This window comes from Streptomyces sp. NPDC002004 (assembly GCF_053593975.1).
This window is the reverse complement of record NZ_JBSFDP010000004.1, coordinates 70,302-90,972: the sequence shown is the minus strand read 5'-3', so window position 1 is coordinate 90,972 and position 20,671 is coordinate 70,302. Positions and strand designations below refer to the sequence as shown.

General features: G+C 69.5%; 23 protein-coding genes. 11 read left to right on the top strand and 12 right to left on the bottom strand.

Annotated elements, in window-relative coordinates:
• Positions 1-93: 93 nt before the first annotated feature.
• From ACWCP6_RS08775 to ACWCP6_RS08765, 3 genes are all read right to left on the bottom strand, one after another.
• Positions 94-858, bottom strand: a complete 765-nt coding sequence (locus tag ACWCP6_RS08775; RefSeq protein WP_450931667.1) for an IclR family transcriptional regulator — start codon at positions 856-858, stop codon at positions 94-96.
• 361 nt (positions 859-1,219) lie between these two features.
• Positions 1,220-1,432: a DUF5326 family protein gene (locus tag ACWCP6_RS08770; RefSeq protein WP_450931933.1), complete on the bottom strand. Its 213-nt coding sequence runs from the start codon at positions 1,430-1,432 to the stop codon at positions 1,220-1,222.
• A gap of 363 nt (positions 1,433-1,795) precedes the next feature.
• Entirely contained in the window at positions 1,796-2,113 is a 318-nt protein-coding gene (locus ACWCP6_RS08765; protein ID WP_450931932.1) for a cupin domain-containing protein, read from the bottom strand.
• Between the two features lie 71 nt (positions 2,114-2,184).
• On the opposite strand from ACWCP6_RS08765, the gene ACWCP6_RS08760 reads away from it, so the two are divergent.
• From ACWCP6_RS08760 to ACWCP6_RS08740, 5 genes are all read left to right on the top strand, one after another.
• Positions 2,185-2,562, top strand: a complete 378-nt coding sequence (locus ACWCP6_RS08760; protein WP_450931666.1) for a phage holin family protein — start codon at positions 2,185-2,187, stop codon at positions 2,560-2,562.
• Positions 2,563-2,571: 9 nt separating this feature from the next.
• Positions 2,572-3,063 carry a low molecular weight protein-tyrosine-phosphatase gene (locus ACWCP6_RS08755; RefSeq protein ID WP_450931665.1) on the top strand — a complete coding sequence of 164 codons (492 nt, stop codon included), beginning with the start codon at positions 2,572-2,574 and terminating at the stop codon, positions 3,061-3,063.
• Complete coding sequence (locus ACWCP6_RS08750; RefSeq protein WP_450931664.1) at positions 3,060-4,199, top strand: cystathionine gamma-lyase; 1,140 nt, start codon at positions 3,060-3,062, stop codon at positions 4,197-4,199. The genes ACWCP6_RS08755 and ACWCP6_RS08750 overlap by 4 nt, the downstream gene beginning before the upstream one ends.
• A gap of 198 nt (positions 4,200-4,397) precedes the next feature.
• On the top strand, positions 4,398-5,303 hold the full coding sequence (locus ACWCP6_RS08745; RefSeq protein ID WP_450931663.1) for a LysR family transcriptional regulator: 906 nt from the start codon (positions 4,398-4,400) through the stop codon (positions 5,301-5,303).
• 98 nt (positions 5,304-5,401) lie between these two features.
• Positions 5,402-5,881, top strand: a complete 480-nt coding sequence (locus tag ACWCP6_RS08740) for an NUDIX domain-containing protein (protein ID WP_450931662.1) — start codon at positions 5,402-5,404, stop codon at positions 5,879-5,881.
• A gap of 12 nt (positions 5,882-5,893) precedes the next feature.
• Here ACWCP6_RS08740 and ACWCP6_RS08735 read toward each other — a convergent pair whose 3' ends face one another.
• Together ACWCP6_RS08735 and ACWCP6_RS08730 are read right to left on the bottom strand one after the other, a co-directional pair.
• On the bottom strand, positions 5,894-7,540 hold the full coding sequence (locus tag ACWCP6_RS08735) for a globin domain-containing protein (RefSeq protein WP_450931661.1): 1,647 nt from the start codon (positions 7,538-7,540) through the stop codon (positions 5,894-5,896).
• A 407-nt stretch (positions 7,541-7,947) separates the two neighbouring features.
• Positions 7,948-8,580, bottom strand: a complete 633-nt coding sequence (locus tag ACWCP6_RS08730) for an HAD family hydrolase (protein ID WP_450931660.1) — start codon at positions 8,578-8,580, stop codon at positions 7,948-7,950.
• Positions 8,581-8,811: 231 nt separating this feature from the next.
• Here ACWCP6_RS08730 and ACWCP6_RS08725 point away from each other — a divergent pair, with 231 nt between their 5' ends.
• Positions 8,812-9,678 carry a GNAT family N-acetyltransferase gene (locus ACWCP6_RS08725; protein WP_450931659.1) on the top strand — a complete coding sequence of 289 codons (867 nt, stop codon included), beginning with the start codon at positions 8,812-8,814 and terminating at the stop codon, positions 9,676-9,678.
• Between the two features lie 195 nt (positions 9,679-9,873).
• Here the strand turns inward: ACWCP6_RS08725 and ACWCP6_RS08720 are convergent, their stop codons facing one another.
• Together ACWCP6_RS08720 and ACWCP6_RS08715 are read right to left on the bottom strand one after the other, a co-directional pair.
• A complete protein-coding gene (locus tag ACWCP6_RS08720) occupies positions 9,874-10,302 on the bottom strand; it encodes a GlcG/HbpS family heme-binding protein (protein ID WP_450931658.1) in 429 nt (142 codons plus the stop codon).
• A 150-nt stretch (positions 10,303-10,452) separates the two neighbouring features.
• Positions 10,453-11,664, bottom strand: coding sequence for an MFS transporter (locus tag ACWCP6_RS08715; RefSeq protein WP_450931657.1), 1,212 nt, complete (start codon positions 11,662-11,664; stop codon positions 10,453-10,455).
• Positions 11,665-11,848: 184 nt separating this feature from the next.
• On the opposite strand from ACWCP6_RS08715, the gene ACWCP6_RS08710 reads away from it, so the two are divergent.
• Positions 11,849-12,331: a MarR family winged helix-turn-helix transcriptional regulator gene (locus ACWCP6_RS08710; RefSeq protein ID WP_450931656.1), complete on the top strand. Its 483-nt coding sequence runs from the start codon at positions 11,849-11,851 to the stop codon at positions 12,329-12,331.
• A 23-nt stretch (positions 12,332-12,354) separates the two neighbouring features.
• Positions 12,355-12,807: an N-acetyltransferase family protein gene (locus ACWCP6_RS08705; protein WP_450931655.1), complete on the top strand. Its 453-nt coding sequence runs from the start codon at positions 12,355-12,357 to the stop codon at positions 12,805-12,807.
• Positions 12,808-12,881: 74 nt separating this feature from the next.
• Here ACWCP6_RS08705 and ACWCP6_RS08700 read toward each other — a convergent pair whose 3' ends face one another.
• From ACWCP6_RS08700 to ACWCP6_RS08690, 3 genes are all read right to left on the bottom strand, one after another.
• Positions 12,882-14,270, bottom strand: a complete 1,389-nt coding sequence (locus tag ACWCP6_RS08700; protein ID WP_450931654.1) for a serine hydrolase domain-containing protein — start codon at positions 14,268-14,270, stop codon at positions 12,882-12,884.
• A 77-nt stretch (positions 14,271-14,347) separates the two neighbouring features.
• Complete coding sequence (locus ACWCP6_RS08695; RefSeq protein WP_450931653.1) at positions 14,348-14,878, bottom strand: GNAT family N-acetyltransferase; 531 nt, start codon at positions 14,876-14,878, stop codon at positions 14,348-14,350.
• Positions 14,879-14,910: 32 nt separating this feature from the next.
• Positions 14,911-15,372, bottom strand: a complete 462-nt coding sequence (locus tag ACWCP6_RS08690) for a MerR family transcriptional regulator (protein ID WP_450931652.1) — start codon at positions 15,370-15,372, stop codon at positions 14,911-14,913.
• A 53-nt stretch (positions 15,373-15,425) separates the two neighbouring features.
• Between ACWCP6_RS08690 and ACWCP6_RS08685 the strand changes: the two genes are divergently transcribed.
• On the top strand, positions 15,426-16,376 hold the full coding sequence (locus ACWCP6_RS08685) for an SDR family NAD(P)-dependent oxidoreductase (protein ID WP_450931651.1): 951 nt from the start codon (positions 15,426-15,428) through the stop codon (positions 16,374-16,376).
• 252 nt (positions 16,377-16,628) lie between these two features.
• Here ACWCP6_RS08685 and ACWCP6_RS08680 read toward each other — a convergent pair whose 3' ends face one another.
• Positions 16,629-17,375 carry a dienelactone hydrolase family protein gene (locus ACWCP6_RS08680; RefSeq protein ID WP_450931650.1) on the bottom strand — a complete coding sequence of 249 codons (747 nt, stop codon included), beginning with the start codon at positions 17,373-17,375 and terminating at the stop codon, positions 16,629-16,631.
• 490 nt (positions 17,376-17,865) lie between these two features.
• Between ACWCP6_RS08680 and ACWCP6_RS08675 the strand changes: the two genes are divergently transcribed.
• Positions 17,866-18,591 carry a dienelactone hydrolase family protein gene (locus ACWCP6_RS08675; RefSeq protein WP_450931649.1) on the top strand — a complete coding sequence of 242 codons (726 nt, stop codon included), beginning with the start codon at positions 17,866-17,868 and terminating at the stop codon, positions 18,589-18,591.
• A gap of 195 nt (positions 18,592-18,786) precedes the next feature.
• Here ACWCP6_RS08675 and ACWCP6_RS08670 read toward each other — a convergent pair whose 3' ends face one another.
• Positions 18,787-19,467, bottom strand: coding sequence for a TetR/AcrR family transcriptional regulator (locus ACWCP6_RS08670; protein ID WP_450931648.1), 681 nt, complete (start codon positions 19,465-19,467; stop codon positions 18,787-18,789).
• A 71-nt stretch (positions 19,468-19,538) separates the two neighbouring features.
• Here ACWCP6_RS08670 and ACWCP6_RS08665 point away from each other — a divergent pair, with 71 nt between their 5' ends.
• Positions 19,539-20,648: an FAD-dependent oxidoreductase gene (locus ACWCP6_RS08665; protein ID WP_450931647.1), complete on the top strand. Its 1,110-nt coding sequence runs from the start codon at positions 19,539-19,541 to the stop codon at positions 20,646-20,648.
• The last annotated feature ends 23 nt before the right edge of the window (positions 20,649-20,671 follow it).

The window sequence follows — 20,671 nt, the reverse complement described above, 5'->3', positions numbered from 1 at the left end:
ACCCCGTCGTTCGCCGTCGACTGGCCGGGAACCGTCTCATCCTGACACCGGCATCTTGCTGAACGTACACACCAGATCACAAGGAGTGAGTTTTCAGATGCTGATAGAGAACGTGAGCCCCGCGGGCAGCTCGCCGATCTTCGCCTCCAGCATCCGCGCCGTCGGCAGCAGTCGGTCCGCCTGGTGTGCGGGCAGCGAGATGGCCATGGCGGCCGCGGCGTGCCCGACGGAGACCGGAAGGGCGGCACAGACGGTTCCCAGTGCGTACTCCTGACGTTCCACGAACGTCCGACTGCACCTCTGCCCCTCGAGCCGCCGCAGAAACGTGTGACCGTCACGGACGGAGTAGGGGGTGATCGACTGCACGGGATACCGGTCGAGATGGTCCCGGCGCGCATCCTCGTCGAGCTGGGACAGCAGGCACTGCCCGATGGCGTGGGCGTGCCCCGTCTCGCGGAAATCCGCCCACTCCTGGACGGCCGGGTTGCCGGGGGTGTCCGCGACCGCCAGCACCTCGATGTCGCCGTCCCGGTAGACCGCGAAGTACACGGGGACACCGAGCGCGTCGCGCCAGCGCTCGACCTCGTCGTTGATCATGCTGCGACGACTCTGCCGTGCGACACTGCCGCCGAGCCGCTCGGCCGCCTCGCCGAGGACGAACAGCCCTTTCTCCCTGCGCAGATAGCCCTCGTACGTCAGGGTGCGCAGGAGGTGGTACGCAGTGGGGAGCGCGAGCCCCGCTTCGCGGGCCAATTGCTTTGCCGGGGCCCCGTCCAGGTGCGAGGCGACAGCCTCGAGCAGGCGCAGTGCCCGCTGTACGGAGCCGATGAGGGTCGGGGCAGGTGTGCGGTCAACCATGGCCAAGGGTCACTTCCGAAGGCGTGGAGATCCGCCCGTGCCGGGGGGAAGCACGGGAAAGGGCTTACGCCCGAACGCGGGGGTGGACCCTGCGTGGAATTCCGGACCCTAACGGTGAGCCGCAGGTTCTTCGGCCGCCCGGCGGGAAACTTCCCTCTGCCGAGGGAACGTCTGCTTCTCCTCGGCGACCGCACTCGTTATGCCCGACCGCCCGTGCCGCGCCGCCCCGCCTCGCCCGGCTGCCGGGCCCTCGCCGTCCTGGCCCTGCGCTTACGCAGCTCCGTCCGGCGATCACTTCCCCAGCCCCTTGATCACCAGCCTGCGCCGGCATCGCGGGTCGTCGTGGACCTCCCGTCGGCCCTCACCAATCGCCGCGCGACGTCGAGTTCGACATGAACTTCCGTACGACGTAGATGAGTCCCCCGACGAGCGCGACGAAGATCAGCGCCTTGAACACCAGGTTGACCAGGACCGAGAGCACGGCCACTATCAGCCCGCCGAAGACGAACAGGGCGATGAGCGGCACCGCGACCCACTTCACCCACCAGGGCAGCCCCGCGAAGATCTCCCGCATTGCCATGTCCATCCCTTTCCTCGAGCACCGGACGATGTCCGCCGGCCTCATGACGTCCGCACTGCCGATGTGTCTTCGATGCTATGGCGGCCGAGGTGTCCATGGCGGCCCGGAATCCCTTGTCGTTCCCTGACCCGTCCCCTAGGGAACCCGGAGGCCGGACCCCGACCCAGGGGACCCTCCGGACCGGAGACTCGGGGGCCTCCCGACCGGAGAACGGGCTCGGGCCTCCCGACACGGAGAACCGTCTCACCCCCGGAGCACGGGAGAACGGCGCCGGTCCGCCGGAGACCGGGAGAACGGCGCCCGACCTGGAGCGCGGGAAGAGCGGCGCCCGGCCTCAGGAGAACGAGGCGAACGGTGTCAGCCCTCCGGAGGGGAGAAGACGACCAGGACCCGCAGGTCCTCGGTGATGTGGTGGAACTTGTGCGCGGCGCCGGCCGGGACGTAGACCACGCTGCCGCGTGCCACCTGTGTCGTCTCGGCGCCGACCGTGATCGACGCCCGTCCGCTGACCACGAAGTACACCTCGTCCTGCTGGTGCGGCTGCTGTGGATCGTGCTCGCCGGCGTTCAGTGCGTAGAGACCGACCGACATGTTCCGCTCGCGCAGAAACTGCAGATACGCACCGTCGTTGGCGACACGCTCCGCCTCCAGTTCGTCCAGCCGGAATGCCCTCATCACGCTCTGCCCGCCTTGCCTTCACCGCAGCCCCGGTTCCTGTTCCGGACGCGTCTGCCACGATCAGACACATGAAGAATTTCGTAGTCAAGACGATCGCCAACGCAGGCGCCCTGGCCATCGCCGTATTGCTCCTCGACAAGATCACCCTGACTGGCGACAACACCGCCAAGAAGGTGCTCACGCTGATCATCGTGGCCCTGATCTTCGGCCTGGTGAACTTCCTGGTGAAGCCCGTGGTGAAGGTGCTCACCTTCCCGCTGTTCATTCTGACGCTCGGCCTGATCACCCTGGTGGTCAACGCCCTGATGCTGATGCTCACCTCGTGGCTCGCGGGGAAGCTCGATCTGAGCTTCCATGTCGAGGGCTTCTGGACCGCCGTACTCGGCGGCCTGATCATTTCGATCGTTTCCTGGGCCCTGCACATCGTTCTGCCCGACGAGGACTGAGTGCGCACCATGCCCTACCGCGTGTGCTTCGTCTGCACCGGCAACATCTGCCGTTCGCCGATGGCCGAGTCCGTCTTCCAGGCCCGTGTCGAGGAGGCGGGGCTTGGCCACGCGGTGGAGGTCGACAGCGCCGGCACGGGCGGCTGGCACGAGGGGGACGGCGCCGACCCCCGCACGGTCGCCGTCCTGGAGGCGAACGGCTACACCTCCGATCACCTGGCACGACAGTTCGACGAGTCATGGTTCGCCCGGCTCGATCTGGTGATCGCGCTGGACTCCGGCCATCTGCGGTTCCTCCGCCGCATCGCCCCCACCCCCGCGGACGCGCAGAAAGTACGTCTGCTGCGTTCGTACGACCCCGCGGTGGACTCCGACCTCGATGTGCCCGACCCGTACTACGGCGGCCCGGACGGATTCGAGGAGTGCCTGGAGATGGTGGAGGCGGCGAGCGAGGGCCTGCTCGCAGCCGTACATGAGGCAGTGGAAGGACGTGCGGCATGACGCAGAGTCCCGAAGGCGCAGGGGACGGCACGCGGGCGGTCCGCGCCGGGCTCCCCGAGGCCGGAAAGAACGAACCGACCCTTCCGGGGCCCGTGTTCGCGGCCCACTTCCATCTGCCCGGCGACCCGACGGGGCCGTACACCTACGGACGCGACGAGAACCCGACCTGGACGCACCTGGAGCGCGCCATCGGGGAGCTCGAGGCACCCGGCCGGAGCGATGTGGAGACACTGGTCTTCGCGTCCGGCATGGCGGCGATCTCGGCGGTGCTCTTCTCCCAGCTGCGGGCCGGCGACACGGTGGTCCTGCCGGACGACGGCTACCAGGTGCTGCCGCTGGTGCGCGAGCAGCTGACCACCTACGGAATCGAGGTGCGCACCGCTCCGACCGGCGGCGACGCCCAGCTCGACGTGCTGGACGGCGCCCGCCTGCTGTGGATCGAGACGCCGTCCAATCCGGGGCTCGACGTGTGCGACGTCCGACGGCTCGCCGAGGCGGCCCGCGCGCAGGGCACCCTCGTCGCCGTCGACAACACCCTGGCGACCCCGCTCGGCCAGCGCCCACTGGAGCTGGGCGCCGACTTCTCCGTCGCCAGCGGCACCAAGCAGCTCACCGGGCACGGGGACGTCCTGCTCGGCTATGTCGCCTGCCGCGACGCCGAACTGGCTGCCTCCGTACGCCGCTGGCGCAAGATCGTCGGTGCCATCCAGGGGCCCATGGAGGCCTGGCTGGCGCACCGCTCGCTCGCCACGCTCCAGCTGCGCGCCGACCGCCAGAACGCCAATGCGCTGGCCGTCGCGCAGGCGCTGCGCGACCGGGGCGAGGTGACCGGGCTGCGCTATCCCGGCCTGCCCGACGACCCGTCGCACAAGATCGCCGCGCAGCAGATGCGCCGCTTCGGATGCGTGGTGTCGTTCACGCTGCCCACCCGCGCACGCGCGGAGCGGTTTCTGCAGGCGCTGCGGCTGGTGGACGACGCCACGAGCTTCGGCGGCGTGCGGTCCACGGCCGAGCGGCGCGGCCGATGGGGCGGGGACAAGGTCCCGGAGGGCTTCATCCGCTTCTCCGCCGGGGCCGAGGATCCCCAGGATCTGGTGGCGGATGTGCTGGCGGCACTGGACGCGTCTGCGGACTGATCCCGTCATGGGCGCCCCACACGGAGGACGGCCCGAGCCTCCCCCCTCGTGGCTCGGGCCGTCCCGGTTCCGCGCGCGAAGAACCGCGCGAACAAGGCTAGTTGACCCTGTGTCAGTGTCCAATCACTGTAGCGACAGAGACCTATCGACTTATTTATAGTTGTGCGCGGTCGACGGGCCTTGAGGGGAGGAGAACATATGGATCTCGCCCTGCTGCGCACCTTTGTGACGGTGCATCGGGCCGGGTCCTTTACGCGTGCCGCGGCACTGCTCGGACTGTCCCAGCCGGCCGTGACCTCGCAGATCCGCGCCTTGGAGCGGCAGGTCGGCCGCCCGCTCTTCCTGCGCCAGGCGCGCGGCGTCACCCCCACGACGATCGGCGACGAACTCGCCCACAAAGCGGCCCCGCATCTCGACGCGCTGGTGGAAATCGCCGAGACAGGACTCGACGAGGACTCGTCGTTACGCACGCTTCATCTGGCGGGCCCGCCGGAATTCACCGCAGAGCGCGCCCTGCCCGCCCTGACCGCGCTGACCCGGCAGGACGGCCACAGCCTCGCCCTGCGCGCCTCGTTCGGCAACGCCGAGGAGACCCTGGAGGGGCTCGGCGCCGGACACCATGATCTGGCCATCACCACGGCACGCCCACGCGGGGCCCTGCTCACCGCGACCCCGCTCTGCGACGAGGAGCACGTCCTCGTCGCCGCCCCGCGCTGGGCTGCCCGTATCGGGCCGGGCAAGTTGCGGCGCAAGGGTGCACCGACCCTGGAGAAGCTGCCCGTGGTGGAGGTGCATGAGTCGCTGCCACTGGTGGCCCGCTACTGGGCCTCGGTCTTCGACACCCTGCCTGCGGCCTCCGGCGCCGTGATAGTTCCCGATCTGCGGGCGGTGCTGGCCTGCGCCGCAGCGGGCGCAGGTCTGGCCGTGCTGCCCCGCTATCTGTGCACAGCGGCGCTGAACAGCGGGGAGCTCGTGGCGCTGCTCGATCCCGCGGTTCCTCCGCTGCGCACCTATTTCCTGGTGGTCCGTACGGGCACGCTCGCCATGCCGCACATCGCACGGGCCCATGAGTGGCTGCTGCGCGCCGCCGTGGAGTGGAGCTGACCGGGCCGGGATGCGACGGGGCGGAGTCCCCCGAATGCTCTCCGAGGCGTCCGGGTCCGGGATGTTTCACGTGGAACCAGCGGGGCCACATTTCTCCCATGACCGTTCGCCCCGTGGTCAAGCGCACCGCCCGCGCCATCCTGCTCGATGGCGACGACCTGATTCTGATCAAGCGGACCAAGCCTGGCGTCGATCCCTACTGGCTGACCCCCGGCGGCGGCGTCGAACCGGAGGACATGACCGTCGTCGACGCCCTCCACCGTGAGGTTCATGAAGAGCTCGGCGCCAAGGTCACCGATGTGGTGCCCTGCTTCGTCGACACCGTCGAGCACATCGGCGAGGGCGGCGCGACGGGCGTGAAGGTCCAGCACTTCTTCGTCTGCCGGCTGGAGTCCATGGACACCGGCGAGCGACACGGCCCGGAGGTCGACGAGCCGTGCGGTGAGTACGAAATCGTGCGTGTGCCGTTCACGCGCGTCGGCATCGCCTCGGTTCACCTCGTGCCGCTGTCGCTGCGGCACTATCTCGACGGAAACATCGAAGGCGTGCGCGCGATGCACGCGCCCGACCTGGGCTGACCGGGTGCGGACTCAGTCGCCCGCCCCGACCAGTTCCTCCACCGAGTCGTGCCGGATCCGCTCCAGCGGAATGCCGACGTTCTTCAGCGCGTCCACGCCGCTGCGGATCATCCCGGGCGGCCCGGAGAGGTATGCGTCGTACTCGTTCCAGGGCCCGTACTCGCGAATCGCGTCCGGCAGCTGTACATGCGCGAGCTGGTCGATGATCGGGCGGACGGACAGCCACGGGTGGCTCTGCTGGAGTCGCAGCATCGTGTCGATGTCGTACAGATCGTGATCGGTGCGGGCGCCGTAGAACACCTCGACCGAGCGCCGGTCACCGTGCTCGGCGACGTCCTCGACGAGCGCCTTGATGGGCGCGATGCCGGTACCGCCGCCCAGGCACAGCAGCCCGCTGTCGGTGGTGTGGTCGACGGTCATGGAGCCGGCGGGCGGACCCAGCCTGATCACATCACCGGGCCGGGCACGGTGGACCAGCGCATTGGACACCCAGCCGGCCGGGACCGCCTTCACATGGAACGACAGGAGCCCGTCCGAACGGGGTGCCGCAGCGAACGAATAGTGCCGCCAGATCCGCGGCCACCAGGGGGTCTCCAGGCTGGTGTACTGCCCGGCCAGAAAGGGGTACGGCTGGTCGGGACGCACCGTCACGACTGCGATGTCGGGTGTTCTGAGGTCGTGCGAGACGACCTCGGCGTACCACCAGGCCGGCGCGCGCAGCTGATCCTCGGCAGCGGCGTCGATCATCACCTGGGAGATCGTGGTGTAGGTGCGGATCCAGGCCGCCTCGGTCTCCGCATCCCAGGTCGTCGTGGCGTACCGGGTCAGCGCGCCGATGAGGCACTCACCGACGGCGGGATAGTGCTCCGGCTGGGTGCCGTACTTCCGGTGACCGCGGCCGAGGTTCTTCAGGTACGCGACGAGGACGTCGGTGTTGTCGATGTGTTCCGCGGCCGTGAGCAGCGCCTTGAGGAGCCGGTCGCGCTGGGTGTCCATGGCTGCCGGGAACAGAACCCGCAGCTCCGGGTGGCGCACGAAGAGCAGGGCGTAGAAGTAAGAGGTCACCTTGTCGGCGACGGGACCCACCTCGGCCATGGTCCGGCGGATCAGCACGGCGTCGGGAGACGCCTGTGGAGTTCCGGCGGGCGGGAGCGGCGCGGAGAGGAGGGATTCAGGGTTCGGACCCCGGCTCTGGTCCCTGGCAGCGGCCCGGGGCTGTTCCTGCGCATAGGTGTGCGGCTGCGTAAGCGTCTCGCTGCGGGGCTCGGCTCGATTGGCGGCCTCCGCGTGCCCGTGCGGCTGCGGCTGCGGCTGCGGCTGCGGCTGCGGCTGCGGCTGCGGCTGCGGCTGCGGCTGCGGCTGCGGCTGCGGCTGCGGCTGCGGCTGCGGCTGGGAGGGTATTCGTTCCTGCGGTGTCACGAAGGGCCGCGCCACGTCCTGCGCATCTCCGTCAGCCGCGGACCCCGGCCTGCCGACGGGACGTATCGAGGACACCCGGCGGCCCTCACCCCGGCTCGTGGCCGACTGCGGCTCATCCGCTTCCGGGCGGGTGGCCTGCGCCGGCGTCGGCCGCTTGCGTGGCGTGAACCATCCGTCTCCGCTCCCGCCGTTCTGGCCGGGCGTGCCGTTGTCGGCCGACGTGGTGGTCGGAGCGTCCATTCTGTGCCTCGCCTCGAACATCTCTCGGTCGGTGTGCACACTTCCCCGCTCGGAAGCTGCCTGCTTTCCCCGTCCTGCGTCCCCGCTCTACCCCCGTATCGAATGCGGCCCACATTCAACCTTGGAATCACACCACCTACGGACAAGTAACCTGAGGATGTGACATTGGCCGCAGTCAACTCACAGCAGGCTCTCACCCCATGTCACCGCTCCGGCCGCAAAACGGGAAATAGGGCTCTTCGATCTCTCCGTCCGGTTAGGCTGCATTGACCTGCGCTCGTGGATCGAAGGTCGCGCTCAGGTCCATGCGGCACGGACCGGAGTCGACCCTACCGGCAGCCGTCGAGCGCACAAGTGCCCGTCCTTCATCCGAAATTCAACAGGGACGGCGCATACCATTCCCGCGATTAGCAGGCGCTCCGGACCAATTCATAGGCCTCCCAGAGATCTTCTTCCTCATAGGAGTAGGTGGCGAGCCCCGCGAGGTGCCGATCGGCATTGACCGCCACCGAGACGGGCACCGCACGGAACAGCTCGGCGTCCGAGAGCGAGTCGCCGTACGCGACACAGTCGGCACGCGTAACCCCGAATTCTTCACACATCAGATCCATGATCTTCACTTTGGCGGCGGGGTTCAGGACGCCTGCCGGATCGACCGGCTCGGTGAAGGGCACCGTGGGAAAGCGTGAGCCGTGGGCCGCATGAACGCCCCAGGTCGTCAGCCGTTCCACGAAGAAGGAGGGCGAGAGCGAGACGACCGCGCAGTACTCGCCGCGCTCACGGATCTCGGCCCAGGTGTCCGGTATCCGCAGCAGCCAGGGCGCCGAGGCGAAGGCGGCGGTCACATGCGCCTCCGTGAGGTCCGCCCAGAGTGCATGGACGCGCCGGGCGTACTCCGGTGAGTCGACTCGCCGCGCCGCGAAGTCCCGCTCGAGCTGCGCGATCTCGGCATCCAGTCCGAGCTGCCGCGAGATCTCCACGGGCGCCGCCGAACCGCGCAGCAGTGTTCCGTCCAGGTCGAAGAGATGCAGTCTGGCCATGGCCGCCGAGGCTAGTAGGCGTACTCGCGCGACCGGCCGGTGGCCTCGGCGGGGCCCTCGGCTGCGGCGGGAGTGGCTGGACGTCCTGTTTCCACCCGGCGTTTCACGTGAAACCGTGGTCCACCGGCGCTTCACCTTCTGTCAGCCCCAACCCAACACCGCACGAGTGAAAGCCGGGGCTTCTCGCAATCCGGTGGACGGCACGACGGTCCGTCCGACAGCCTGACCAGCGTGTCGACACCTTCTCTCAGCGCTCTCCCCATCCGCCCGCTGACCCCTCGCGATCTCACCGCGTGCGCGGATCTGTCCGAGAACCGTGGCTGGCCCCGTGAGGAACACAAATGGGGCCTCCTACTCACCGCCGGACGCGGCTACGGCATCGATGCCCCTGACGGGAGCCTCCTCGCCGCCTGCACCGTGACCTCCTACGGCGCCCAGGAGCGACCCGAGTTGCAGGCCATCGGGATGGTGCTCGTCGCCGAGCAGTACTCCCGTCGGGGAGTCGGCCGTCGACTGATGCGGCACGTCATCGCGGAGGCGGGCCCGACACCGCTGACCCTGCACGCGACACCGAACGGGCAACCTCTGTATGAGGAGTTGGGCTTCAAGGTCACCGGTCGGGCCGAGATGATCCGGGGACACTTCGGACCTGGCGGGCAGGTACCGTCCGTCGCGACCCGGCCCGCCACCGCCGAGGACCTGCCTGTGCTTCTCCGACTGGACCAGGAGGTCTTCGGTGCCGACCGCACCCCTATGGTCACGCGGCTGCCGGCCTTCGCCGACCTGTTCCGCGTCGCCGTGGCCGACGGGGAGATCGTGGGCTACGTGGCCGCATGGCCCAATGGCCCCTCGTATGTCCTCGGCCCGCTGATCGCCCCTGACACGGACACGGCCGAGGCGCTCGTCGCCTCCATCGCCGCGGAGACCGACCGTCCCCTCCGGACCGATATCGACGTACGCCATGAGGCGCTGCTTGCCCGGCTGAAGGAACGCGGGCTGGAGTCGATCGCCTTCAACGCGGTGATGACGTACGGCATCCCCGAGCTGCCGGGCGACTGGACCCGCCGCTTCGCGCCGCTGACGCTGGCGACGGGCTGAGTGGACCCCTGACGGGCCCGGTTGCCGGCGGCGGCCGCAACGCGCGCCCCGCACCCGCACCCGCATCACGAGAGGGACGCATGACGGGGCCCGTCCCAGGCACTCCGGGGATCTGCATCGGTACCCCGGGCGCTTCGGGACGGACCCCCCGCCGTCCGTGGTTCTGTGTCTGCGCCGTTCCGCTGACTTCTCGCGCTACACCAGCGCCGCGACGGCCGCCTCCGCGAAGCCGTGGTCCTGCTCGGGTGCGCCGCCTCCGACGCCGATCGCGCCGATGAGCCGGCCGTCGCGGTGCACCGGGATGCCTCCCGCGATGAAGAGCAAGGGGCGGTCGAGCGCGGTGGGAAGCGTGTGGAAGAGCCCGTCGGGCCGTACCGCCTCGACGAGGTCAGCTGTCGGGGTGTCGAGCTGAAGGGCCGTGTAGGCCTTGCGCGTGCTGGTCTCGCCGGAGATCAGCACGGCCCGGTCGTCGCGCCGGAAGGCGAGCGGGTGACCGCCTGCGTCGAGGACGGTGACGCTGACCGAGACGCCCGCGGCCTCCGCGGCGCCGCGGGCCGCAGCGACGAGGGTCTCGGCGTCCCGGGTGGTCAGCGGAGTGATGGCGGTGGTCGTAGGAGTGCTCACGGGTTGTTCTCCTCGTAGTTCTTGCAGGGTCCCTGCAGGAGCCCTGCTCCTGGTCCTGCGGCGGCCCGCTCTCGGGTCTTGCGTGGGGCTGGCTTCGGGTCGTGCGTGGGGCGCTTGGTTCGGCTCTGCAACGGGGTCCCGGGCGGACGGTCAGCGGTGGGCGGCCGGAGCACGTTCGCCGACGGCTGCCGCCCGGGCGACGGCCGGGCCGGAGGCGCCGGTACGGCGTTCGAGCGTGGCCGAGACGAGTGCGAGCCCGAGTGCGGAGGCGGCGAGGGCGGCACCCACCCAGTTGGGGGCGGTGTAGCCCAGGCCCGCCGAGATCACCAGGCCGCCGAGCCAGGCGGACAGGGCGTTGCCGAGATTGAAGGCGCCGATGTTGACCGCGGAGGCAAGGGTGGGCGCGCCATGCGCCTGGTCGAGCACGCGCTTCTGCAGCGGGGGGACCGTGGCGAAGCCCAGCGCCCCGATCAGGGCGATGGTGACTGCGGCAGCGATCTTGTTGTGCGCGGTGACGGTGAACAGGCCCAGCACGACGGCCAGCGCACCGAGCGACACGTAGAGCATGGGCATCAGGGCACGGTCGGCGTACTTGCCGCCGATCAGGTTGCCGCCGACCATGCCGAGGCCGAACAGCACCAGCAGCCAGGTCACCGAACCGTCCGCGTAACCGGCGATGTGGGTCATCATCGGGGCGATGTAGGTGATCGCGGCGAAGACGCCGCCGAAACCGAGCACGGTCATCGCCATGGCGAGAAGGACCTGCGCGTTCCTGAACGCGGCCAGCTCATGGCGGATGTGGGTGCCGGTGGGCCGGGGCATCTCGGGAACGAGCTTGGCGATGCCGGCCAGGCCGAGGACGCCCAGGGCCGCGACGACCGCGAAGGTCAGGCGCCAGCCCGCGCTCTGGCCGATGAAGGTGCCCAGCGGGACACCGACGACATTGGCGATGGTCAGGCCGGTGAACATCATGGCGATGGCGCCGGCCTTCTTCTCCGGCGCGACGAGGTCCGCTGCCACCACCGAACCGATGCCGAAGAACGCACCGTGGGCCAGGGAGGCGATCACGCGGCCGATGAGCATCACCGAGAAGGCGGGGGCCAGGGCGGAGATGAGGTTGCCGACGATGAACAGGCCCATCAGCAGCATCAGCATCCGCTTGCGGGAGACCTTGGTGCCCAGCACGGTCATCAGCGGGGCGCCGATGACGACTCCGAGGGCGTAGCCGGTGACCAGAAGGCCGGCCGTGGGGATGGAGACGCCGAAGTCTCCGGCGACCTCGGGAAGCAGACCCATGATCACGAATTCCGTGGTGCCGATTCCGAAGGCCCCGATCGCGAGGGCCACGAGCGCGAGAGGCATGGAGGTGAACCTTCCCTGATAGATGCAGGAGCGCTTAGTACGCATCCACATTAATTGCAGACGCGGATTATGTGCAAGCAGGGGCTATTGCGCCTCTGCCCTATCCTGGAAGAACAGCCGCCCGGAGGCCTCGACGCCCAGGCACCTGGACGGCCACCTCGACGGGACGGAGGAAAGACCAGCCATGACCGCCACAGACCCGGCACTGACCGCGCTCTCCCAGGGCTGGTGCGCGCTCTCGCTGCTCCACGGCAAGATCGAGTCCCATATCGAGCGCGCCCTGCAGGCCGGGCACGACCTGAGCGTGCGGGAGTACTCCCTGCTCAGCACCCTCAGTCGGCAGCACGACGGCCCTGGCGGACATCTGCAGATGAAGCAGGTCGCCGACGCGGTGGTGCTCTCCCAGAGCGCCACCACACGCCTGGTCACCCGCCTCGAGGACCGGGGCCTGCTTGCCCGCTACCTCTGTCCCACGGACCGGCGGGGCATCTACACCAATGTCACCGAAGCCGGCCTCACGCTCCTCGACGAGGCGCGCCCCACGAATGACACCGCCTTGCGCGAAGCGCTCGACGAGGCCGCGCTCAACCCCGAGCTCGCCCCCTTCGTCAAGGCCGTCGAGTCCGCGGGCCTGACCCCGGACGCCCCCGCCTCCGTCCCCGCCTGATCTTGAGCCATAGGCTTCACCGCATGGCAGAGTTCGAGATCAGGCCGGCCACCGCCGAGGATGTGCGGGCCATCGTGGCCATGCTGGCCGACGACCCGCTGGGCGCCCAGCGCGAGACCCCGGACGACATGACGCCGTATCTGGCGGCATACGACGACGTGGCCGCTGATCCGCGACAGCATCTGCTGGTGGCCTTGCGCGGCGAGCACGCCGTGGGAACCATGCAGCTCACGATCATCCCCGGGCTGTCCCGGCGCGGCGCCAGCCGTATGGTCATCGAGGCGGTACGCGTCCACGCCGACGAGCGCGGCAACGGGCTCGGCACCGTACTGATCGAATACGCCGTCGAGGAAGCCCGTCGTCTGAACTGCTCGCTGGTGCAGCTGACATCGGACGCATCACGCACCGACGCCCACCGCTTCTATGAGCGCCTGGGATTCACCGGCTCCCATGTGGGCTTCAAGCTCGTGCTCTGAAGCACCGCCGAGCAGGCAAAGGCGTCCTGTTTCACGTGAAACAGGACGCCTTCTGTTGTGCCGTCCGGTGGCTTCTACTGCGGCAGGCCGCGCCACCCATCGGGGTCCACCCCGCCCGGCACCGGCGCCTTCGTGTCGTACGGCTCCCGCGTGAAGACGAACGACCCCAGATCGAGATGACTCACCGAGCCGTCAGGGCGGCGTACCGCACGCAGCGTCTCCCCGGCGTAGTAGCCGTCGAGCCCTGTCCATGTGCCGTCGCCCTGGGACCGGAAGCGGGACTGCCGGCCTGTGCCGGACAGGGGTCCCAGCGTCACACCGCCGTCCGCGGTGAGCCTCAGCGCGCACGCCTGCGTTCCCCAGTACCAGGGACCGGCCAGTTCCAGGACGGATCGGTCCACCTCGGGCAGGGGCCGCCAGGGCTCGGGCAGCCGGGGCTCCGCCTCGGTGACGATCCGTACGAGGTCGGCGGCGACCGACAGCACCAGGGGGCCTGACGTGCAATTGGCGAGGACGACCGCCGCGAGATCGTCCTCCACACTGAGCACGAGTCCCGCGACGAACCCGGGCAGGGAGCCCGAATGCCCCACCAGGGTCCGCCCGTGCTGGTGCAGGATCTGCAGGCCCAGTCCATAGGTGTTTCCCGTGCCCACGTCGGCGGGCTCCGACGGTGCGGCAGGAGTCCGCATCTCGCGGACCGACTCGGCGCTGAGCACCCGGTCGTCACCGGTGGACAGGAAGACCGCAAAGCGGGCCAAATCTCCCGTCGTGGACCACAGTTGTCCCGCAGGTGCCATCAGGCCCAGATCCTCGACGGGCTCCGGCATCATCACATCCGCCCATGGGTGGACCGCCCACCCGCCCGCGTGGGGGGCCTGGGGCTGCCCTGACGTCCTGTGCAGACCGAGCGGCTCCAGCACCTCACGGCGCAGGACCTCCTCCCAGGGCGCACCACGCAGTGTCTCCACCAGCGAACCGAGAAGCGTGTAGCCAGGGTTGGAGTAGTGATGCCGCCGCCCGGCGGGATGCTTGAACGGCTGCTCGCCGAGGACGTCGCTCAGCTCCGGTCGCGACGAGCCCGGAGTCCGTTCCCACCAGGGCCCCGGGGTCTCGGCCGCCAGGCCGCTCGTATGCGCGAGCAGTTCGGCGATGGTGACCTCCCCGACGCCGGTGCCCGGAAGGTGCTTCTCCAGCGGATCGCCCAGGTCCAGCACCCCCTCGTCCCGTAGCCGCAGCACGAGCACCGCGGTGAAGGTCTTGGTGATGGAGCCGATCCGGTACTGCACGTTCTCGTCGGGCGCATGGCCTTCCACGGACGACCGTGCGCCCGTCCACACGATCTCCCCGCCTCTGGCCACCGCGGCCACCAGCGACGGTGCCCGCCCCTCGGCCTGCGCCACGGCGATCCGGTGCTGCAACGCCCGCCGCGTGCCCGGCAACAGCTCTTCACTCGATGTCGTCATACCCCCAGTGCACCTGTCCCCGGCCTCGCCGTCGAGCCAATTCCGCCGCCACGCCGTCCGGCGGGTCGGCTCCGCCCTCACGAGGTGGGACGCCACCTGACGGCATACATCACCTGAGGCGCGTCCCATTCGACGAAGCTGTCGACGCGACACATCCCGATGGCTTCCAGCAGCCGTCGCGAACGCACGTTGGCCTCCTGGGTGACCGCGATGACCGAGGGATCGTCCGCTGGGACCCGCTCCAGGGCCCAGTCCACGGCGGCGGCCACGGCTTCGCGGGCGTATCCATGGCCCCAGTGCTCCGGCAGGAGGCAGTACGACACCTCCCGCCGTCCGTCGAACCGGGATCTCGGCTCGACGGACACCGAGCCGATCATGGTGGCGTCCTGCCGCCTGGCCACACTGAACAGGCCGGGCCGCCCGGCGAAGTGCTGTCGGTAGGCCACGAGGGCATCCTCCGCGACCGGACCACCCAGATGACGCCGCACGTCCGGGTCCGTCCACAGCCGCGTGAACACGGATGCATCGGCGGGCTCGGCAGGGCGCAGCACCAACCGCGCCGTCTCGACGGTGTCGGGCCAGGACTCCATGACGGTCGGTTCATCCATACGCCCGAGCATCACACGCGTCGCCTGGTGTCTCAGTTCCGTGGCACTTCTTCGGGATTCGGCTGGTCGGTCGCCGCGCCTGACGGAGCAGGGGACCACAGCCCGTCAGCGGTCCCGTCGCGGAGGTGCTGCTCGTAGGTGACGACCTTGCTGTGGATGACCTCGAGGCACGCCTCCAGCTCCGCGATTCTGGAGCGCACATCCCGCTCGTGCTCCCGCAGCAGTGCGAGGCGGTCGGACTCATTGCCCGGGCCGGAGCGGACGAGTTCGGCGAACTTCCCGATGGTCGCGATCGGCATGCCGGAGGCGCGGAACCGGTTGCACAGCACGAGCCAGTCCACATCCGTCTGCGCGTAGCTGCGCTGCCCGCCACCGGAGCGGGGAATGTCCCGCAGGAACAGACCTTCACGTTCGAAGAACCGCAGCGCATGGACGCTCATCCCGGTCGCCTCGGCGACCTTGCCGATCGACAGGCTGTCCGCATTCGCACCCACGAGCGAACCGTACCTTGACCTAGCCTGCACTCCAGCTTCTAGCGTCATCCGGCATGATCACAAAGCAACAGAAGATCGGCACCGGATTCGGCGCGCACAGCACCGCCGACGACGTCCTCACCGGAATCGACCTGACCGGCGCCACCGCCCTGGTCACCGGCGGGTATTCGGGCCTCGGCCTCGAAACGAGTCGCGCCTTGGCCCGAGCGGGAGCCCGCGTCATCATCCCGGCACGACGGAAGACCACCGCAGAGGAAGCCCTGCACGACGTGCCCGGGACCGAAGTACAGGCCCTCGACCTGGCCGACCTGGAGAGCGTCCGGAGCTTCGCCGGACGCTTCCTCGAGACCGGACGCGCCCTCGACATCGTCATCAACAACGCGGGGGTGATGGCCTGTCCGGAGACCCGCGTCGGTTCCGGCTGGGAAGCGCACTTCGCGATCAACCACCTCGGACACTTCGCCCTCGTCAACCACCTGCGCCCTTGCCTCGCCGCCGGTGCCCGGGTGATATCCGTGGCGTCGTCAGGACACTTCCTGTCCGACATCCGGTGGGATGACATCCACTTCCGTACCGGCTACGACCGCTGGCTCGCCTACGCCCAGTCCAAGACCGCCAATGCCCTCTTCGCCCTGCACCTCGACCGCGTCGGTGCCGCAAGCGGTCTGCACTCCTTCGCTGTGCACCCCGGCAGCATCCTCACTCCGCTACAGCGCCACGTTCCACGCGATGAGTGGCAGGCACACGGCTGGGTGACCCCCGACGGTCGGCCGGCCGACGGCTTCAAGTCGCCGCAACAGGGGGCGGCGACCGCCGTGTGGGCCGCCACCTCCCCTCTTCTCGGCGCCCACGGCGGTGCCTACTGCCAGGACTGCGACATCGCGGACCCCGCCGACGGCGACGACATGCTCGTCGGAGGGGTAAAGCCATGGGCCACCGACGCCCGAGCCGCTTCCCGCCTCTGGGAGCTCTCGGCCGAACTCACTGGGGTCGACGCGTTCTGAGACGGCCTCCCGGACGCAGTCGCCTGCTCGAAGAGCGTGGACGGCCCGCACGACGTGGCGTTCGCAGGCGGTCGGAGGGGTGGTGCGCCGTCGCGGTCAAGGCGGCGGGTCGGCTCGTCGTCGGGAAAGTCACGAGCTACACGCGATTGCGGCGCATGACCACAAGCACCAGGTCCGGCCACTGCTTGGCGGCCGGCGTGCGCTTGGACTCCGGAGCCGCGAGCTTCAGGCTCGGCTCTCCGGGCGGGAGCCTCAGCTGTTGGCCAGGGTGCGGTCGAGGAGGGGCAGCAGGCGGTCCCAATGGCGCTGCAGTGCGGAGGGGTTGAAGGCGTAGGTGTCGGACATGGTGAAGCCGTGGACGGTACCGGGGTAGATCTCGGAGGTGTAGCTGACACCTGCGGCGTCCAGGGCCTGGTTGAGCTCGCCGAGAGCCTCGGGCGTCATGTCGGTTTCGGCGTGGCCGAGGTGGACCTGGGCGGTGATCTTGGAGAGGAGGCGGTGCAGGCCGTCGGGCCCATCGGCACTCACGGGGCCGTGGAATCCGGCGACGGCGGCCACCTGGCCGGGGTGGGCCGCGGCGGTGCGCATCGCCAGGAGGCCGCCTATGCAGTAGCCGGTCACCGCGACCGGTCCGGCGCTGACCTCGGGCTGGGTGGTGAGGAACCTGAGGTAGGCCTCGGCGTCGCTCAGGACGCGTTCGGCGGTGTGCGCCTCGATCAGGGGCATCACCTGGGCGAATACCGCGGGCCGGCTCTCTTCTCCGATGTGCTCGGGGAGTTCGATCACCGGTGCCGGGCCGTGCCGGTAGAAGATGTTGGGGACGAGCACGTAGTACCCGTGCCCGGCCAGTTCGCGGGCCATCTCCCGCAGCACGGGCCGGATACCGAAGCCGTCCGCGTACATCAGCACTCCTGGGTGCCGCTCGCCGCGGTCGGGGAAGGCGGCGAAGGCGTCGGCCCGGCCGTCCGTGGTGGGAATCTGCAGCGTCTTCGTGGGCATGGCGGATCTTCCTTCTTGGCCGAGGCCGGTGCACAGCCTCTGTGGGTTGAGGTCAGCCGGAGACCAACCGGCGATGGCGGACGATCACCGGGGAAACGGCGCGAACCGTCAGCAGTGACGATCGGCCCAGCCGATTACCGGGAGGCCGACCAGGTGGCTCCCCTCCGGATCGGCGCCCTCTTCACGTCGGCCGCGGCCGTAGAAGATCTCCACATTGACCGAATCATGATCATTCCCAGGGATATCGGCTGCCCTCCGGTTCCTCAAGTCCGGAACCGGCCAAAGCCCCACCGCACCCGGTCCCGGCCCCGGCCCCGGCCCCGGCCCCGGCCCCGGCGCAACGAGAAGCCAGAACCTCCGCCTGGAGTGCGGCCGGGGAATGATTGGGACTCGTCCACGCTCAGAGCCCACCACGAGCCCACACCCGAGCTGTTCTGCCGACGGTGAAGACCGGCACGGCCGGGCTCTACGATCCCTACAGTCCAGTCCCATGACGACACTCACAACGCGCACGGTCGAGTACCCGGCCGACGGCCTCACGATGATCGGGCACCTTGCGCTCCCCGCCGGTGTCGACCGCCGGCCCGCAGTCCTGATCGGGCCCGAGGGACTGGGGCTCAGCGACGTCGAGCGCCGCCGAGCCGATGCCCTGGCTGAGCTGGGATACGTGGCGCTGGCCTTCGACCTCCACGGCGGGCGCTATTTGCGCGACCCCGAGGAGATGCTGGCCCGTTGCATGCCGCTGCTCGCCGATCCCGACCGCATGCGGGGCATCGGCCACGCGGCACTCGATGTGCTGCGCGCCGAACCGCGGACCGACCCCGACCGGATCGCCGCCATCGGCTACGGCACCGGGGGCGCAATCGCGCTGGAACTCGGGCGTGACAGCGTCAACCTGCGCGCGATCGGGACGGTCAACGCACTGACCACGGGTCGACCGGGCGAGGCGGCGCGCATCCGTTGCCCCGTGTGGGCCGGGGTCGGATCGGAGGACCCGATCATGCCCGCTGAGCAACGGGACGCCCTCGCCGCCGAGATGCAGGCCGCGGGCGTCGACTGGCGCCTCGTGGTCTACGGCGGAGCCCTGCACGCCTTCCACCACCCACCGGTCGACCACACCGTGCGCCCCGGCGTCGGCTACCACCCACGGCACGCACAGCGATGCTGGCGCGACATCGTCGACCTGCTCGCCGAGTGCCTGCCCGTAACGGACTGAGCCGGAGCGTCAGGACCGCCATCGTCATGACGCGACAGCGGAAAATGACGCGCAGCCTGAGACCCACAACTACCCCTTAGGGTCCCAAATCGCATGACATGTGTTTCCGCACGCCTTGGTGAGGTTGCGTCGTCTCAACGCGTCAGCGCCGACCCGGCACTACATGCGGTACCGGTCCGGTCCTTCGGCCGCGCGTCACCTTGAGATGCGGGCCTCGATGCCGTCGAGCAGGAAGTCGAGGCCGATCCGGAAGGTGTGGTCGGCGTCCAGGTGAGCGGCATCGCGCACCACCCTGGCCAGCGCGGGGAATCGGCCGGTGGCGAAGGTCCGCTCCAGATAGGGCCCGAGTGAGGCCTGCCAACGCTTCTCGTCCATCCCGGTGGCCCGCTCGGCACGCCGCTCGGCGATCTCCCGACGCACCGCGCCGATCACGTACGCGTCGACCGCGGTGACCACCGGCATGATGGCGTCCACATCAACGCCGTCCAGCGCGGCGATCACGGCCTCCCCCCTGGCCAGCGCGTGCGGCCCGAGCTGCGGTCGCCCACCGAGCAGATCAGCGAGCCATTCGTGCTCGTGAGCGGCCTGCCGGGTGGTTTCGGCAAGAGACCGCAGCACCTCCCGCCAGCCGTCTCCGACCGGCCGGATCTCGGCGTGGACCGCGTCGACCATCAGGTCGAGCAACTCCTCCTTGCTGGCGATGTAGCTGTACAGCCGCATCGGCCCGACGCCCAGCGCGGTGGCGACCTTGCGTAGCGACACCGCCTCCAGGCCGTCCACGTCGGCCAACTGGATCGCCGCTCGCACGATCCGCTCTCGGTTCAGCGGGGCCGGCACGGGTCGATTCGGTGGCTCAGGCCTTTCCCACACCAACATGCCGCTAACAATACATCGCATCGCCCGATACAGTGTATTGGTCTGTACGGTGTATCGAAAGGGAGGCGACCATGACCATCGCCATCGTCGGAGCCGGCCTCGGCGGCCTGGCTCTCGCCCGTGTGCTGCACGTGAACGGCATCGACGCCGTCGTGTACGAACGCGAACCGTCACGCGGTGCGCGCGGTCAGGGCGGCATGCTCGACATCCACTCCGGCCAGCGGGCGCTGCGCGAGGCCGGTCTGATCGACCAGTTCTTCGCGATCGCCCGTGGTGAAGGCCAGGACATGCGGCTTCTCGAGCCCGACGGCACCCTGTTGCTCCAGGAGGACACGCCCGACGACGCCCCGCTTGAGCGACCCGAGGTCGACCGCGCCGATCTGCGCAACCTGCTGCTGGATTCCCTCCCCGAAGACATGGTGCGCTGGGGGCACGCGTTCAAATCCGCCGAGAACGGCGTACTGCACTTCGCCGACGGCAGCAGTGCGACGTATGACCTGCTGGTCGGCGCGGACGGCGCGCAGTCCCGGGTCCGCGCCCTGCTCACCGACGCCCGCCCGGCACATACCGGCCAGAACGTCGTCGAGGTCGGCATTCCCGACATCGACCGCACGCACCCCGACCTCGCGGCGATGGTCGGGCGCGGCACCTACTGGGTGCTCGGCAACGGACTGTCCCTGGCGGCCCAGCGCAACGGCGACCGCCGCGTTCGTATCGGCCTCAGCTTCTACAACACCGCCGAGGACTGGTTCGCCACCAGCGGGATCCCGTTCGACGACCCGGCCGCCGCCCGGGCCCGGCTGATAGACCTGCTCACCGGCTGGGACTCACGGTTCACCGCACTGATCGCGGCCTGCGACGACACGATCGTGCCACGGTCGATCACTACTCTCCCGATCGGCCTGACCTGGCCGTCGACGCCGGGCGTCACGCTGCTCGGCGATGCCGCGCACCTGATGCCGCCGGTGGGGGAGGGTGCCAACATGGCGCTGCTCGACGGCGCCCTGCTCGGTCTCGCGCTGGCCGCGCACCCGGACGACTTTCCCGCCGCCGTCGATGAATACGAACGCGAGATGTTCGAACGCACCGGCGCTGCCGCCCGGATGTCCGCGGACATGCAGGAATTGCTGACGTCACCGGACGCCGCCCAGAAAATGCTCGCATTCTTCCAACCTGGCTGAATGCAGCCGAATCCGACCGGGCA